Source organism: Rhodococcus sp. UFZ-B548 (assembly GCF_903819475.1).
GTDB lineage: Bacteria > Actinomycetota > Actinomycetes > Mycobacteriales > Mycobacteriaceae > Rhodococcus_F > Rhodococcus_F erythropolis.
Genome location: NZ_CAIJDS010000002.1, coordinates 281,208 through 295,210, shown reverse-complemented (window position 1 = coordinate 295,210; position 14,003 = coordinate 281,208). Strand labels below are relative to the sequence as shown.

Here is a 14,003-nt window from a genome sequence, read left to right as displayed (position 1 = left end):
CAAGTCCACTCGGGCGTGGCCGCAGTGATCGATGCAATCGGTTGCGACGCCACGGCGTCGCCAAATCTTGGAGCGTGGCACGTGGGCATGCGGCCCCCCGCAGGTTTACCCTCTCTGTCCAGACGCAGTCGAATCTTGTTGGTGGTGGCTGTCGTAGTGGCGGCCTTGCTGCTCGTGGGGCCGCGACTGATCGGCATGTACACGGACTGGTTGTGGTTCGGAGAAGTCGGCTACCGCGGTGTCTTCACCAAGGTTCTGCTGACGCGATTCGTGCTCTTCCTCGTGGTCGGAATTGTCGTCGGAGCCATCGTGTGGCTCGCGATGCTTCTCGCGTACCGCGCACGTCCGGTGTTCGTTCCGGTCTCCGGACCCAACGATCCGATCGCGCGCTACCGCACGACCGTCATGTCGAGGCTTCGTCTGTTCGGCGTGATCATTCCGGTCGCGATCGGCATTCTCTCCGGTCTCATCGCGCAGGCCAACTGGGTCACGATCCAGTTGTTCCTCAACGGTCAGCCGTTCGGCATCACCGATCCTCAGTTCAACTTGGACGTCGGCTTCTACACGTTCGATCTGCCGTTCTACCGCTTCGTTCTGAATTGGTTGTTCGTCTCGATTCTGCTTGCCTTCGTGGCAAACCTGGTCACCCACTACGTTTTCGGTGGGATCAAGTTGGCCGGGCGCGCTGGGACATTCACGACTGCCGCACGTATTCAACTGGCTGTCATCGCCGGCACCTTCGTGCTCCTCAAGGCGGTGGCGTACTGGTTCGATCGGTACTCGTTGATGTCGAGTAGTCGTAAGGAACCGACGTTCACCGGTCCGGGCTTCACCGACATCAATGCGGTTCTGCCGGCGAAGCTGATTCTGTTGTCGATTGCGGTCATCTGCGCGTTGGCGTTCTTCGCCTCGATCTTCACGCGGGATCTTCGGATACCGGCCATGGCAGTCGCTCTCTTGGTTCTTTCGTCGGTGCTCGTCGGTGCGGTCTACCCGATGATCGTCGAGCAGTTCTCCGTCAAGCCCAATGCGGCGCAGAAGGAGAGCACGTACATCGAACGAAACATCGAAGCGACCCGTCAGGCGTACGGGATCACGGAAGAAAACGTCGACTACGTCGACTATCCGGGAGTTGGCACCAAGCAGCCCCAGGACGTTCCGGCCGACCGGACCACGATCGCGAACACACGCCTGTTGGATCCGACCATTCTGTCGCCGACGTTCACCGCTCAGCGTCAGCTCAAGAACTTCTACGGGTTCCCGCAGACGCTCAACGTCGACCGCTACGAACAGGACGGCCAGTTGCGCGACTTCGTTGTCGCCGCGCGTGAGCTGTCGCCGAACAACCTTTCCGGGAACCAGACGGACTGGATCAACAAGCACACGGTCTACACGCACGGCAACGGTTTCGTCGCGGCCCAGGCAAACGAAGTAACGGCCGTGCAGGGCGACAGTCAGAACAACACCGGTGGTTACCCGATCTACTCGGTCAGCGACCTGACGACCACGCCCGAGAACGAGAACCTCAAGGTGGACAATCCTCGGTCGTACTACGGCGAGGTGATCAGCCAGTCGGACGCCGATTACTCGATCGTCGGTTCCGTCGACGGCGAGGGACCTCGTGAGTACGACACCGACACCTCTAAGTACACCTACACCGGTTCGGGTGGTGTCTCGATCGGCAACTGGTTCAACCGTCTTGCATTCGCGGCGAAGTACACCGAGCGCAACATCTTGTTCTCGAGTGCAATCGGCTCGAACTCCAAGATCATCTTCAAGCGTGATCCGAAGGAAAGGGTCGAGGAGGTCGCGCCTTGGCTGACGACCGACGGCGCTGCCTACCCCGCAGTGGTCGACGGCAAGATGCAGTGGATCATCGACGGCTACACCACCGCCCAGGACTACCCGTACGCGCAGCGCAGTTCGCTCGACGGGTTGGTCGAGGACAGTATCGACCAGACGACCGGGCGCCTCATTCCGCGTCAGGAGTTCTCCTACATCCGTAACTCCGTGAAGGCCACGGTCGACGCGTACGACGGCACGGTCACGCTCTACCAGGTCGACGAGCAGGATCCGGTTCTGAAGGCGTGGATGGGAGTCTTCCCGAACACGGTGAAGCCGAAGAGCGAAATCTCGGACGACCTGCAGGCGCACTTCCGCTACCCGGAAGACATGTTCAAGGTTCAGCGAGAGATGCTGGCGAAGTACCACGTCGACGATCCGAGTGAGTTCTTCACCAACAACGCGTTCTGGTCGGTTCCGAGTGATCCGACGATCGACACGTCGGCCAACCAGCCGCCGTACTACGTGCTGGTGGGCGACAAGGACACCGCGAAGGCGGATTTCCGTCTGACCAGTCCGATGGTCGGGTTCAGTCGTGAGTTGCTGTCGGCCTACATCTCGGTGGCGAACGACAAGGAGAACTACGGCAAGTTCACGGTGCTGCAGCTGCCGACCGATACGCAGACTCAGGGTCCACAGCAGGCTCAGTCTGCGATGACGTCGGATTCGCGTGTTGCTTCGGAAGTGTCACTGCTCAAGCAGTCGAACAAGATTCAGTACGGAAACCTGCTGACTCTGCCGATTGCCGAGGGCGGAATCCTCTACGTCGAACCTTTGTACTCGCAGCGAAACTCGCAGAACGCGTTCCCTCAGTTGGCGCGTGTGCTGGTGAGCTTCAGCGACACCAACGGCATTCGGATCGGTTATGCACCGACCGTCTCCGAGGCGATCAGTCAGATTTGGCCGGGCGCAGGTTCGGCAGCGACTGTCACCCAGCCGGCACCCGATCCGAATACCGGAGCGCAACCGGAAACGCCGACTACTCCGACGGCACCGGCCCCGCCGGCTTCTTCGGATGACGTCACGAAGGCGCTGGCCGAGGTCAATTCGGCAATGGCGGCATTGAAGTCGGCGCAACAGAGCGGTGACTTCACCAGCTACGGTGCTGCGCTCGACCGCCTGCAGAAGGCTGTTGACGCGTACCAGGCGCTGCCGAGGTAAGCGGCGTCAGTTCATGAACAGCAGAAGGCCCACCATCCGATCGGATGGTGGGCCTTCTTGTGTGCTCAGTGAAGCTGTATGAGCTGAATCAGCGCAGTGCTGCAACGATCGGTGCGTTGGCATCGGAGAGCTGCTGGAACTGTGCGGCGAATCCGTACTGGCCGGCGAGGTCACGAGCGGTGTCGTAAGCCTGCTGTGCGGCGGGCTTGAGCTCGGCCGGGATTTCGACGGCGGGAGCAACTGCGGGTGCCTCGGCGACGGGAGCCGGTGCTGCGGCGGGAGCCTCTTCGACTGCCGGCTCGCTTGCGACGGTCAGACGCTGGCCGCAGACGGGCCATGCGCCGGGGCCCTGGCTCTGCAGGGTGTTCTCGGCGACGCGGATCTGCTCTTCCTTGGAAGCGTTGGCGGGCGAGCCGGTGCCACCGTTGGCGGTCCAGGTGCTCTGCGAGAACTGCAGGCCGCCGTAGTAGCCGTTTCCGGTGTTGATGTTCCAGTCGCCACCGCTCTCGCACTGTGCGACGCCGTCCCAGTTGTGGGTGGCTGCGGAAGCGGTGCCGGTGCTCATGGTGAGGGGCACTGCGACAAGTGCGCCGGCTACTGCCAATGTGCCGAATGCACGCTTGCTGATGCTGGTGTACGTCATGTCGGGGTAAATCCTCTCCGCGCTTGCTGACATCGGCGGGCCTGCGGGTCGGCGATGATGCTGACTTTCCCGGGCGCTTGTCTCTCCGTGTCTCTGCCCCTCGAAGGTTTCGGGGGTTCCGATCCCGCGGGGCAGAGTGGAGCAGCGGCGGGTCGGCGTTCGCCCGGTTGATTCGGGCCGGGACCGACCGTACGGGAGCGCTGAACGAGGGTCGATTCGCGATTTTCCGGACCACCTGGTCTTCTCCCATCCAGGATTTTCGGCGTTTGTGCTGGTAGAGCCTTTCCGATGCCGTTTCGAGGTACGTTCGTTACATGCTTGTTATGTGTTGATGCTCACGGGCATTTTGTGAACCCAGTCACCCGATTCTTCGACTTTCAGGCGTGTATTTCGCTCCAGCGCAGGCGATTTGCGTTCCGTTCATCTGCTCGTGTAACTTTGTCAATGCATCGCGGGGTGGAGCAGCTCGGTAGCTCGCTGGGCTCATAACCCAGAGGTCGCAGGTTCAAATCCTGTCCCCGCTACTAGAAAAGGACCGCCGCACTGGATTCCAGTGCGGCGGTCCTTTTTTGTGCGCAGCCGTCGTAGGGTGGCGACGTGCGACTCTCGAAGATTCTTTTGGCGATGGCGGTGACTACTTCGCTGGTGGCCACCGCTCTGGCGTTCTCGGCAGGAAGCGCTGCCGCCGGTGGGCGGATCACCGATGCGAAGCGCGTGGTCTTCATCGTTCCAGGGCAGCAGCTCTACAACTCGGGAGAAACGCACCAGGCGACCTACCGCGCCCTCGCCGAGGCACTGAGCGCTGCGGGCTACGAGACACACTTCGTCGACGCACCCGGCAAGATGATTGCGGCCGACGCCGAGCTGATTGCCGATTCGATTCGCTCCTACGCTGCCGGCGCTGACTCCGTCGGGGTGATCGCGCACAGTGCGGGTGGACTGAGCTCCCGGTACTACGCGAAGTTCCTCGGTGGCTCCGAAGTAGTGGATTCATTCGTCGCCATCGGTGCTCCGCAGTACGGTAGCCCCGGTGGCTGCGTACAAGGCCCTGCCGACGGTTACGACACCTGCATGTTCTCCGAAGTTCTCACCAAGCTCAATGCCGGTGAGGACACTCCTGGATCTGCCTACTATTCGGTGGTGCAGAGCTCAGGCGAGTGGGCGGACGGTCGGTTGGACGGGGGCCAGTGCCGGGTGTACGTCGATGGCGTTCCCGGGGCCGGAACCGGAGCAGACCATCTCACCGAGCTCGAGCATTCAGAGGTCATCTCGGGAGCGATCAGCGCTTTGGGGCGCGACTGTGTCGGTACGTTCGTGGACGAGAACGACGGCGACATCACCTGGCCTGACACGTTGTTCCCGTCATTTCGGTAAAGCTTCAGGTCCGGGTTGTTCGGACGAGTAGCCCGGCTACGTGTGCGCTCGCCGCAGTTCTGGCCCCCAAGGCGTCACCCGATTCGATGGCCGCGACTATACGAGCATGCTCGGTGACGGCGATCCGCCGATTGAGCTCGAGGCTCCACATGTCCGAACGGTAGAGATGTGACTGTCCGTCGAGACGATGTAGGGCTTCACTGAGCGGGTGATTGCATGCAGTCTCACGAATCAAGGTGTGGAACTCGAGGTCCAGCGTCGAATCGCGACGCTGATCCGGCGGGCTCTCGAGAAGTTCGCGTTGCACCTGCACCATCTTGTTCAGCTGTGACACGGTTTCATGCGTGGCATTGGCCGTCGCGTTGAACGCCGCGAGACCGTCGAGTACCTCACGCACCTCGAAGACCGCGCGCAGAGACTCTGCGTCCAGCGAATCGACTTTTGCACCGGCATTTCGGGTGTGGACCGCGATGCCCTCGTAGATCAACTGCTGCACGGCCTCGCGGACCGGCGTTCGACTGACATTGAGCTTGCTCGCCAGCGCGGGAACACTCAGTGGTGTCCCCGGCGCCAGCTCTCCCGAAAAGATCAGTTCTCGAAGCGTCTCGTGCACGGACTCGGTGAGCAAAGCTCGTTCGGTGGTGGTCATCTTGTCCTCACTTCGATCCTGCACGATATCGACGGTACCCGGGAGCGCTATCCGGCGGCGCGCACCCGGTCAGCGCTGCGACTGTCGACCTCGGGCGCCGTCGCGCCTTTCAGTCCGGCCACTTTGGCCGCGATGTTCTCGGCGATCGTGATCGGCGGGTATCCCACCTCGCCCGGTTCGAGAGTTCCTGGCAGTGCTTCGATGACGGCGTCGTAGTTTCCGTCGAAAAAGAATGCGGCAGAGCGACGTCGGATGATCTGACCATCGACGATAGGTGGGTCGACTCGGTGCACTGTCGAGCGCCATCGGTCGTTCGTCCAGCGTGCCATTGCGTCGCCGAGGTTGATCAAGAGTGCGCCGTCGGCAGGTTGGACGTCGTGCCATACGCCATCGGCACTCAGAACTTGAAGGCCCGGAACTTGATCTGCCCACAGGATGGTCAAGATTCCGAAGTCGGTGTGAGAGCCCATTCCCGTCATGTCGCCGGAGATGCGGATCTCGCCCTCAGGCAGTGCGTAGTTGTTCATCTTCATCGCGTCGATCGAATGGTCGAGCATCGAATCGAAGTACTCGGGCGGCAATCCGAGGGCGTCGGTAAAGGCGCACATCAGGATTCGTGCCAAGCCCTGGGCATGACGGAAATACTCTTCGATTGCCGGTCGGAATCCGGGCGCGGCCTCAGGCCAAGCGTTGGCAGCGTAGCTGGACTCGGGTAGGTCGACGCCCGGATAGTCGCTCACCTCTGTGCCCACGACTATTGCTTCGTAGAAATCGTTCATCTGGTTCGCAGCGGCGACGCCCAGGCTCATGCTGAGTGATTCCGACTTCGGTGGCGAGTAGCCACGGTTCTCGGACGAGGGACGGCGATAGTTGTTCTTCACCGTCAGTGGGAGAGCAAAGAACTCGTCGAGAGCGTCGGCCAGTCCGTCGGTCGCCGATCGTGGAATGCTGTGTCCGACAATCTGTATGAATCCGACCTCCCGGCACGCGCGATCGAGTTGAGCTGCCACTTCCGCACAGGCAGTGCTGTTGGTGGCGTTTGCAGCCGATGCCTCGCCGGTGAGGTACGGGCTGATATCGATCGTAGGGATTTCGAAGGCGGGAATTTCGTGGGTCATTTAAAGTCCTTGCGGCCGGACGTGTGCCACTTACCGACGAGCACACGTGAGAGGAATCCAAAGGCAGAGAAGACGAGGACGCCGAACACCGACGCGATCACGATCGCGGCGATCAGATCCTCGGACTGAAGGCGGCTTCGGTAGACGTCGAGCAGGGTCCCGATCCCGGGTTGTCCTTTGGCGAAGAACATGTCGCCGATGATGGCACCGACGACAACAAGGCCGGAGGCGGTGCGGATACCGGTGAGAATGGCCGGCATTGCCGCTCGCAGTTCGAGTTTCACCAGTCGATCCCAACGCGAGGCGCGGCCGAGGGTGAAGAGTTCGTGCAGTCCGCGATCGACCGATTGCAACCCGAAGTGTGTGTTGGTGATGATCGGGAAGGCTGCGATGAGAACGCAAACCAGGGTGCGCGCGGTCATGCCGTAGCCGAACCAGAGCCCGATGAGGGGGACGATGGCGAGGATGGGAATGACCTGCAGCACAACGGCATATGGATAGACGATCCGCTCGATCCACTTGGCCTGGCTCATCAGCACGCCGGTTCCGACGCCGACTGCCACCGCGACGACGAAGCCGACCAGCGCAACCTGTGCCGTCACTGCGAGGGCTTCGAGCATGGGAGAGAGGTGTTTCCAGTCGAGTAGCGACTTCGTCAGTACTTGACTCGGCGGCGGAAGGAGAAATCGACGTTCCGGGGAGAGAACGAGGTAGCTGACGATCGACCACGCTGCGACCGCGCCGGCAAGTGAGAGCAGCGGATAGAGCAGGAAGGTGCCGAGCGCTCTCATTCGAGAGGGCCGTCCGGACTGTGCCTGTGCTTGCGCCGTGGTCGCAGAATCAGTACGAACGGCGGTATTGCGTACGGTGGTGCCCTGTTGTACTGCAAGGACTTCGGTCATCGTGAGCTCCCATGGAGGCTGGCCGAGATCTCGGCGACGTGTTCGGTGTATCGGGCGTCGTAGCGCAGTTCCGGGCTACGCGGGTACGGGAAATCGATGTCCACGACCGAATGTATTCGTCCAGGCCTGGCGGTCATGACGACCACCTTGTTCGCGAGGTACACGGCCTCGGATACCGAGTGCGTGATGAACATCGAGGTGAACCCTTTGTCGGTGTAGAGCCTTTGGAGCTCTACCTGCATCTCCAGTCGTGTCATCTCGTCGAGCGCACCAAAAGGTTCGTCGAGCAGCATCACAGCGGGTGCGAGGGTGAGCGCACGCGCCAACGAGACACGCATCTTCATTCCGCCTGACAACGCATTGGGCAGTTGTTTCGCAAAGTCCGCAAGGCCGACTGCGCGGATTGCCTCGTCGGCGCGCAACTTTCGCGCTGCTTTGTCGCCGCCACCGAGTTCAGCCGATAATTCGACGTTGGCCTGCACGGTTCGCCAGGGGAGGAGAGTCGGCTCCTGGAAGATGAAGCCAACTGATTCGGTGTCGAGGGCAACCGCACCACTGGTCGGTCGCTCGAGGCCGGCCGCCATGCGCAACAAAGTCGACTTGCCACAGCCTGAGGGTCCGACCACGGCGACGAAGTCTCCTCGCTCCACGTCCAGATCGATGCCGTCCAGCGCGACAGTGCCGGTATCGAACTTCTTGACGACATCGGAAAAGACCATCTGCATCGGCGCGGTGAGCTTGCGAGCGTCGGCATCCTGCATCGTGTTCGCGAGTTCCATCTGAGCCTCCGGTTCGGTAATGCATGCAAAAGTTCTTCAAGATGTAGGAACTATCTTGAATTGCATGTATGTCGCTTAGATTGCTGAATGTAAATGTGAGGTGACATTGCAGGTGAAGCGAGAATCCTGGCGCGCGTTACCTGATGGAAACAACGAGGCGATTGCATGTAATCCACGTGCTGCAGAGTGTGCTCATCGGATCACCCTTCTTGGTTCGCCCACATCCCAATTGTTTTCACGAAGGAGACGCTGTGTATTCAAATCGCAAGGTGCATTCCAATCGCAGAAGTGTGGGAGCGGCGGGCGCGGCACTGGCCATGTGTGCAGCCATCGGATTGACTGCGTGCAGCTCCAGTGAGGCTGAGACGGCGAAAGCCGAATCTCTCGAACCAGCTGCCGAGGCGCAGAACCTTGCGGGTCTCTGTCCGGAAAACGTTGTGGTTCAACTCCAATGGCAGCCACAGTCGGATATGGGAGCGCTCTTCGAGATGCTCGGTCCCGGCTATTCGGTCGACACCGACGACAAGTCCGTCAGTGGGACTCTTGTCGCCGGAGGGAAGGACACCGGAGTCGACCTGACCTTGCGGGCCGGGGGACCGGCAATCGGGTTCCAATCCGTCAGCTCCCAGATGTACGTCGACGATTCCATCACTCTCGGCTTGGTGCACGGGGATCAGGTGATCGCGGCAGCGGCAAGTCAGCCCGTTGTGGCCGTCACGCCATTGCTCAAATACAGCCCGGCAATCCTCATGTGGGACAAAGAGTCTCATCCGGACTGGACGAGTGTTGCCGATATCGGCAAGTCCGACGCGAGTGTCGTCGTTTCCAAGGAGCAACTCTTTCCGCAGTGGCTCGTGGCGAAAGGACTACTGAAGCAGTCTCAGCTCGACACGAGCTACGACGGAGCTCCCTCGCGATTTGTCGGTGACCCGACCATCGCTCAGCAAGGATTCGCGAATTCGGAACCGTACACGTACGAGAAGGAGACGCCGGCGTGGGACAAGCCGGTTTCCTATGACCTGCTGAAAGATTCGGGTTTCGACATCTACGCGTCCAATGTTTCCGTTCGTGCCGACAAGGTCGAGACACTCTCGCCGTGTTTGAGCAAGCTGGTTCCGATCATTCAGCAGGCCACCGCGGACTACATCACTGCGCCGGATGCGGCGAATGCTGCCATTGTCGACGTCGTCTCGCAGGACGTGTCGTTCTCTCCCTACACCGAGGGTGAAGCAGCGTTCAGTGCCCAGCTCCTGAAAGAGAAAGGCCTGATCGCGAACGAGGCAGACGGATCCGTCGGCACGTTCGACATGACGCGAGTCGCTCACACCGTCGAAGAACTGAAGCCCATTCTCAACGCCGGGGGTGCGGCGATACCGCAGTCATTGACTGCTGAAGAGATCTACACCGACAAATTCACCGATCGGTCCATCGGAATCCGCTGAAGGAGCTCACAGCAAATGACGTACGACATGACAGAACTCAACCGCGAGACCCGCATGGGTGGCCTGGGCACGGAGACCACCGACCGCGAGGTCCGAAGAATCGATCTCTCGGATTTCGAGAACCGGCGCAGCGAGATCGCCGAGGAGTTGTGGTCGGCAGCGACCGACATCGGATTCTTCCAAATCGTCAATCACGGAATCGATCTGGACCAGGTCCGCGAGGCTTTCGCGGCGGCCGAGCGATTCTTTGCACTGCCCACTGAGGTGAAAGCGCAGTACCCGCTCAAGAAGGGTTTCAACTCCGGCTGGGAGAGCATGACGCAGGTGCGTCCGTCCATCGGAACACCTGATCAGAAAGAGTCCTACCAGGTGACCCGCCCGCATATGGGTGATCTGTGGCCCACTGCAGACGAATTGGGTGGATTCCGCGAAACGATCCTGGACTTCGAAGCCAAGTGCTGGGGCATTGCGATGGACCTGTTGTCGTGCTTCGCCGAGAAGCTGGGATTCGAACGAGACTTCTTCACCAGGGCACATGACCCGTCGGTGGCCACCTACCAGAGCACACTGCGACTACTCCACTACTTCCCCCTTGCCGCCGACGCAGATGTCGAAGGGATGTGGCGTGCCGGAGCGCACACCGATTTCGATTGCCTGACATTGCTTTTCCAGCGTGACGGTCAGGGCGGGTTGCAACTGTGCCCGGGCAAGGAGATGGACACCCAGGAATGGACGTCGGTGGTGCCGGCCGAGGAAGCGATCACCTGCAACATCGGCGACATGCTGATGAGATGGAGTGATGATGTCCTGCCGTCGAACTTCCACCGGGTCAAGAGTCCCGGAGTCACCGACTATCGGGGAGCCCGCTACAGCCTCGCGTTCTTCGCTCAGGCGAACCGCGACGTGACCATCGAGGGGCCGGCGGGCAAATACCCGCCGATCACTGCCGAGGACTACATCGACCAGCGAGTACGCGCGAACTTCGCGCGTTGATCCGTATCCGTTCCGTCACACACTTTCAGGAGAACTGGCGATGACTACCGCGACCAAGAACATGACCGACGCGATCATCCGGGACGTGACGTTGTACAGCGGCGGGCAATGGCTGACCGGCCGCGACGTCGTCGTCTCGAATGGGGTGGTCGAATCGATCGAGAAGTCGACCGGCACCGCCACACCTGGAAGTGTGGACGGATCGGCGGCGTATCTGATCCCTGGGTTCGTCAACACCCATACGCACCTTCAGCAGTCACTGATGCGTGGGATCGCCGAAGGGACACCGCTTCTCGAATGGCTACTCGCGGTCGCAGAAGAGTCGGTTCAGATCACTCCCGAGCGCGCATACACGGCCACTGTCGCAGCCTCGCTGGAGGCATTGCGCAGCGGTACGACGACCCTGGTCGAACACATGTGGCCGCACCCGTCCAGCGAGGTTCACGATGCCGTGATCCGGGCGTTGCACGACACCGGGATTCGTGCGGTGCTGGGACGCGGAACCGCAGACCGGGCGGACAAGACGAGGAAGTGGGGCTTCGATCCGCGGCTCATGCAACCACTCGGAGATGTTCTCGCACATACGGATCAGATGATGCGCGACGTCGTCGGTTCCCGCATTGACCTGGCAGTCGCGGTACCCAACCCACGTTCGCTGACCCCGGACGGGATGTCGGAAGTGCGTGAGTTCGCGCAGGCTCGCGATCTGACGGTCTCGATTCACCTGCTCGAGACGCAGACCGACAACACGATGTGTACCGAACACGCGGGCATGAACGCGGTCGACTACCTGGATTCCCATGGGTTCTTGTGGGACCGGGTGCTGGCGGTCCACTGCGTCGAACTCGACGACCGTGGTCAGAAGGTGCTGGCGGAGCGCGGCGTCGGAGTGTCGTACAACCCCGTCAGCAACATGCGCCTCGGTAGCGGAATCGCGCCCGTCCCGAGTTTCCTCGACGCGGGGATCGCGGTGGGGTTGGGTGTGGACGGCGCAGCCAGCAACGACACTCAGGACATGCTCGAGACGCTGCGCACCGGCGCCTACGTGCAGCGAGCCGCGCGCGGCCGCGCCGACCTGTTCGGCTTCGAAGCCATGATCGACATCGCATCCGGCGGTGCAAACGCAGCACTCGGTCTGCCGGCCAGGTCTGGCGGGATCTCCGTGGGTGATCCCGCCGACCTCACCATGATTCGGTTCGAACGCGACTTCGGTTGCCTCCCGGTGCGAGATCCGGGCGCGTCCATTCTCACGACGGGCAGTCGTCAGATCGTGGACACGGTGTTGGTTGCGGGCGAGGTCGTGCTCCGCGACGGGCACTCTACTCGCGTCGACGAGGCGGAATTGATCCGGACGCTCAGCGCTTTGTGACTGTGCTCAGTCTTCGCTGATCTCCATCTCGATCAGGACGCGGCGCAACAGCTTTCCGGTGGCGTTGCGGGGAAGTTCGTCGATGAAGACGATCTCGCGGGGAACCTTGTAGCGCGCGAGATTCGACCGGACGTGATCCTTCAGCTCGTCGGAGTTCTGGTCGGCGCCGTGGGCGACGACGACAAACGCTCGCAGGCGGTGCCCGAAGTCGGCGTCCTCGACTCCGATGACTGCCGCTTCCAAGACGTCCTCTCGATCGGCGAGCAGGTTCTCGACTTCGAGCGGGTAGACGTTCTCGCCACCGGAGACGATCATGTCGTCGTCGCGGCCGTCGACGAAGAGGAGGCCGTTGGCGTCGAAGTGTCCGACGTCGCCGGTCGAGAGAAGTCCGTCGATACGTTCCTTGTCACGCCCGTCGGTGTATCCCTCGAAGCTCAGCCCGCTGGCGACGAAGATTCTGCCGATCGTGTGTGGGGTGGTGATCTTCTTGTTGTTCTCGTCGAACAGTTCGACGTGACAGGTCACCGGCGCGCGGCCCGCGGTTCCCGGCGCAATGGTCAGATCCTCGGGAGTCGCGACTGTCGCCACCGCGACCTCGGTGGATCCGTACAGGTTGTAGAGGACGTAGCCGAACGAGGCCGTGACTCGCTTGCACAGATCGGGTGAGAGTGACGAACCTGCCGAGAAGATGATCTTCAGGTTCGACGTGTCGTACTTGGACAGCACGTCGGGACCGAGGTCGATGATCCGAGTGAGCATCGTCGGGACCACTACCAGACTGTCGCACTTGTATTGTGCGACAAGTTTGATCGTGTTCTCCGGGTCGAACTTTCGATGCATGACGACGGTCTGGCCGAGCGCCAACGCGAGAGCGAACTGCGAGACGCCGGTTCCGTGGAAGGCGGGGGCCGCCATCATCATGGTCTGTCCGCGGCGCAACGGCACGCGGTCGAGGAACTGTGCCGACGCGAGAGGGGAGGTGTGGCCACGCGGCGCGCCTTTGGGAGTTCCCGTTGTGCCGCTGGTGAGGAGGACGAAGCCACCGTTCTTCTCGGGTGCCGGCACCGACGACGTGGTGCGTCCGGCGATGGCCTCGTCGAGAGTAGCTGCCGTGGAACCGTCCGCGGCCGTGCCCTCTGGCCAGGAACGATAGACGACGACGTCGTCCGGCAAGGCATCGGCGATGTCAGCGAACTCGTCGTCGTAGACGAAGGCGACCACCTTCTCACGCGCGGCGACGTCCACGAGTTGGGGCCGTGCGAAGCCCGTGTTCATGAGAACGAGCTTCGTTCCGTTCTTCGCTGCCGCCAGCATGGTCAGGACCAAGCCTCGATGGTTACGGCACATCGCACCCATGACGGAGTCGGACGTGATGCCGTCGGCCTGCCACGCCCGGACCAACGCGTTGCTCTGACGCTCGAGCTCGGCATAGGTGATGGGTCCGCGCTCGTCGATGATCGCCACCGCGTCGTAGCCGTTCTCGGCGTGTGCATGGACCGGCCCGGCAAAGGGTCCGTACTTGTCCACGGCTGCAATGGATTTGAGCCCGCGATCGAGGCGAGGGAACGGGACGAGTCCGGCTCGGAACATGACCCCCGCCGCGCCGATGGTGTCAGTGACCTTGGTGACCAATCCGGGCATACGTGAACCTCTTCCGAGCGTCGTTGTAGGACTGATTACACACTAATGGGCAATCAGGTTTCGGTGGTGAAGTTTCACGATGGCGACCGA

The 14,003-nt window shown here is 61.4% G+C and carries 11 protein-coding genes and 1 tRNA gene; 6 read left to right on the top strand and 6 right to left on the bottom strand.

Features of this window, described 5'->3' with window-relative positions:
- Window positions 1-87: 87 nt before the first annotated feature.
- Window positions 88-3,003 (top strand): UPF0182 family protein, encoded by a 2,916-nt coding sequence (locus H7C86_RS04185; protein WP_259349037.1) that lies wholly within the window; start codon window positions 88-90, stop codon window positions 3,001-3,003.
- A gap of 88 nt (window positions 3,004-3,091) precedes the next feature.
- On the opposite strand, the gene H7C86_RS04180 is transcribed toward H7C86_RS04185, so the two are convergent.
- A complete protein-coding gene (locus H7C86_RS04180; protein WP_019747833.1) occupies window positions 3,092-3,646 on the bottom strand; it encodes a transglycosylase family protein in 555 nt (184 codons plus the stop codon).
- Between the two features lie 450 nt (window positions 3,647-4,096).
- On the opposite strand from H7C86_RS04180, the gene H7C86_RS04175 reads away from it, so the two are divergent.
- A tRNA-Met gene (locus tag H7C86_RS04175) sits at window positions 4,097-4,170 on the top strand.
- Between the two features lie 73 nt (window positions 4,171-4,243).
- A complete protein-coding gene (locus tag H7C86_RS04170) occupies window positions 4,244-5,020 on the top strand; it encodes a triacylglycerol lipase (RefSeq protein ID WP_182261136.1) in 777 nt (258 codons plus the stop codon).
- 4 nt (window positions 5,021-5,024) lie between these two features.
- Here the strand turns inward: H7C86_RS04170 and H7C86_RS04165 are convergent, their stop codons facing one another.
- Genes H7C86_RS04165 through H7C86_RS04150 form a run of 4 tightly spaced genes read right to left on the bottom strand, consistent with a single transcriptional unit; the run spans window position 5,025 to window position 8,468 of the window.
- Window positions 5,025-5,669, bottom strand: a complete 645-nt coding sequence (locus H7C86_RS04165) for a GntR family transcriptional regulator (protein ID WP_020907137.1) — start codon at window positions 5,667-5,669, stop codon at window positions 5,025-5,027.
- Window positions 5,670-5,716: 47 nt separating this feature from the next.
- Window positions 5,717-6,787, bottom strand: a complete 1,071-nt coding sequence (locus tag H7C86_RS04160) for an isopenicillin N synthase family oxygenase (protein ID WP_182261135.1) — start codon at window positions 6,785-6,787, stop codon at window positions 5,717-5,719.
- Window positions 6,784-7,689 (bottom strand): ABC transporter permease, encoded by a 906-nt coding sequence (locus tag H7C86_RS04155; RefSeq protein ID WP_020969249.1) that lies wholly within the window; start codon window positions 7,687-7,689, stop codon window positions 6,784-6,786. The genes H7C86_RS04160 and H7C86_RS04155 overlap by 4 nt, the downstream gene beginning before the upstream one ends.
- On the bottom strand, window positions 7,686-8,468 hold the full coding sequence (locus H7C86_RS04150; RefSeq protein WP_019747838.1) for an ABC transporter ATP-binding protein: 783 nt from the start codon (window positions 8,466-8,468) through the stop codon (window positions 7,686-7,688). Before H7C86_RS04150 ends, H7C86_RS04155 begins: the two co-directional genes overlap by 4 nt.
- A gap of 251 nt (window positions 8,469-8,719) precedes the next feature.
- Between H7C86_RS04150 and H7C86_RS04145 the strand changes: the two genes are divergently transcribed.
- From H7C86_RS04145 to H7C86_RS04135, 3 genes are read left to right on the top strand one after another with little or no spacing between them, the layout of a single operon-like run.
- Entirely contained in the window at window positions 8,720-9,910 is a 1,191-nt protein-coding gene (locus tag H7C86_RS04145) for a nitrate ABC transporter substrate-binding protein (protein ID WP_235867780.1), read from the top strand.
- 15 nt (window positions 9,911-9,925) lie between these two features.
- Complete coding sequence (locus tag H7C86_RS04140; RefSeq protein ID WP_020907141.1) at window positions 9,926-10,903, top strand: isopenicillin N synthase family oxygenase; 978 nt, start codon at window positions 9,926-9,928, stop codon at window positions 10,901-10,903.
- A 40-nt stretch (window positions 10,904-10,943) separates the two neighbouring features.
- Window positions 10,944-12,272 carry an amidohydrolase family protein gene (locus H7C86_RS04135; RefSeq protein WP_182261134.1) on the top strand — a complete coding sequence of 443 codons (1,329 nt, stop codon included), beginning with the start codon at window positions 10,944-10,946 and terminating at the stop codon, window positions 12,270-12,272.
- A gap of 6 nt (window positions 12,273-12,278) precedes the next feature.
- On the opposite strand, the gene H7C86_RS04130 is transcribed toward H7C86_RS04135, so the two are convergent.
- Window positions 12,279-13,913: an acyl-CoA synthetase gene (locus tag H7C86_RS04130; RefSeq protein ID WP_003942348.1), complete on the bottom strand. Its 1,635-nt coding sequence runs from the start codon at window positions 13,911-13,913 to the stop codon at window positions 12,279-12,281.
- Window positions 13,914-14,003 lie beyond the last annotated feature (90 nt).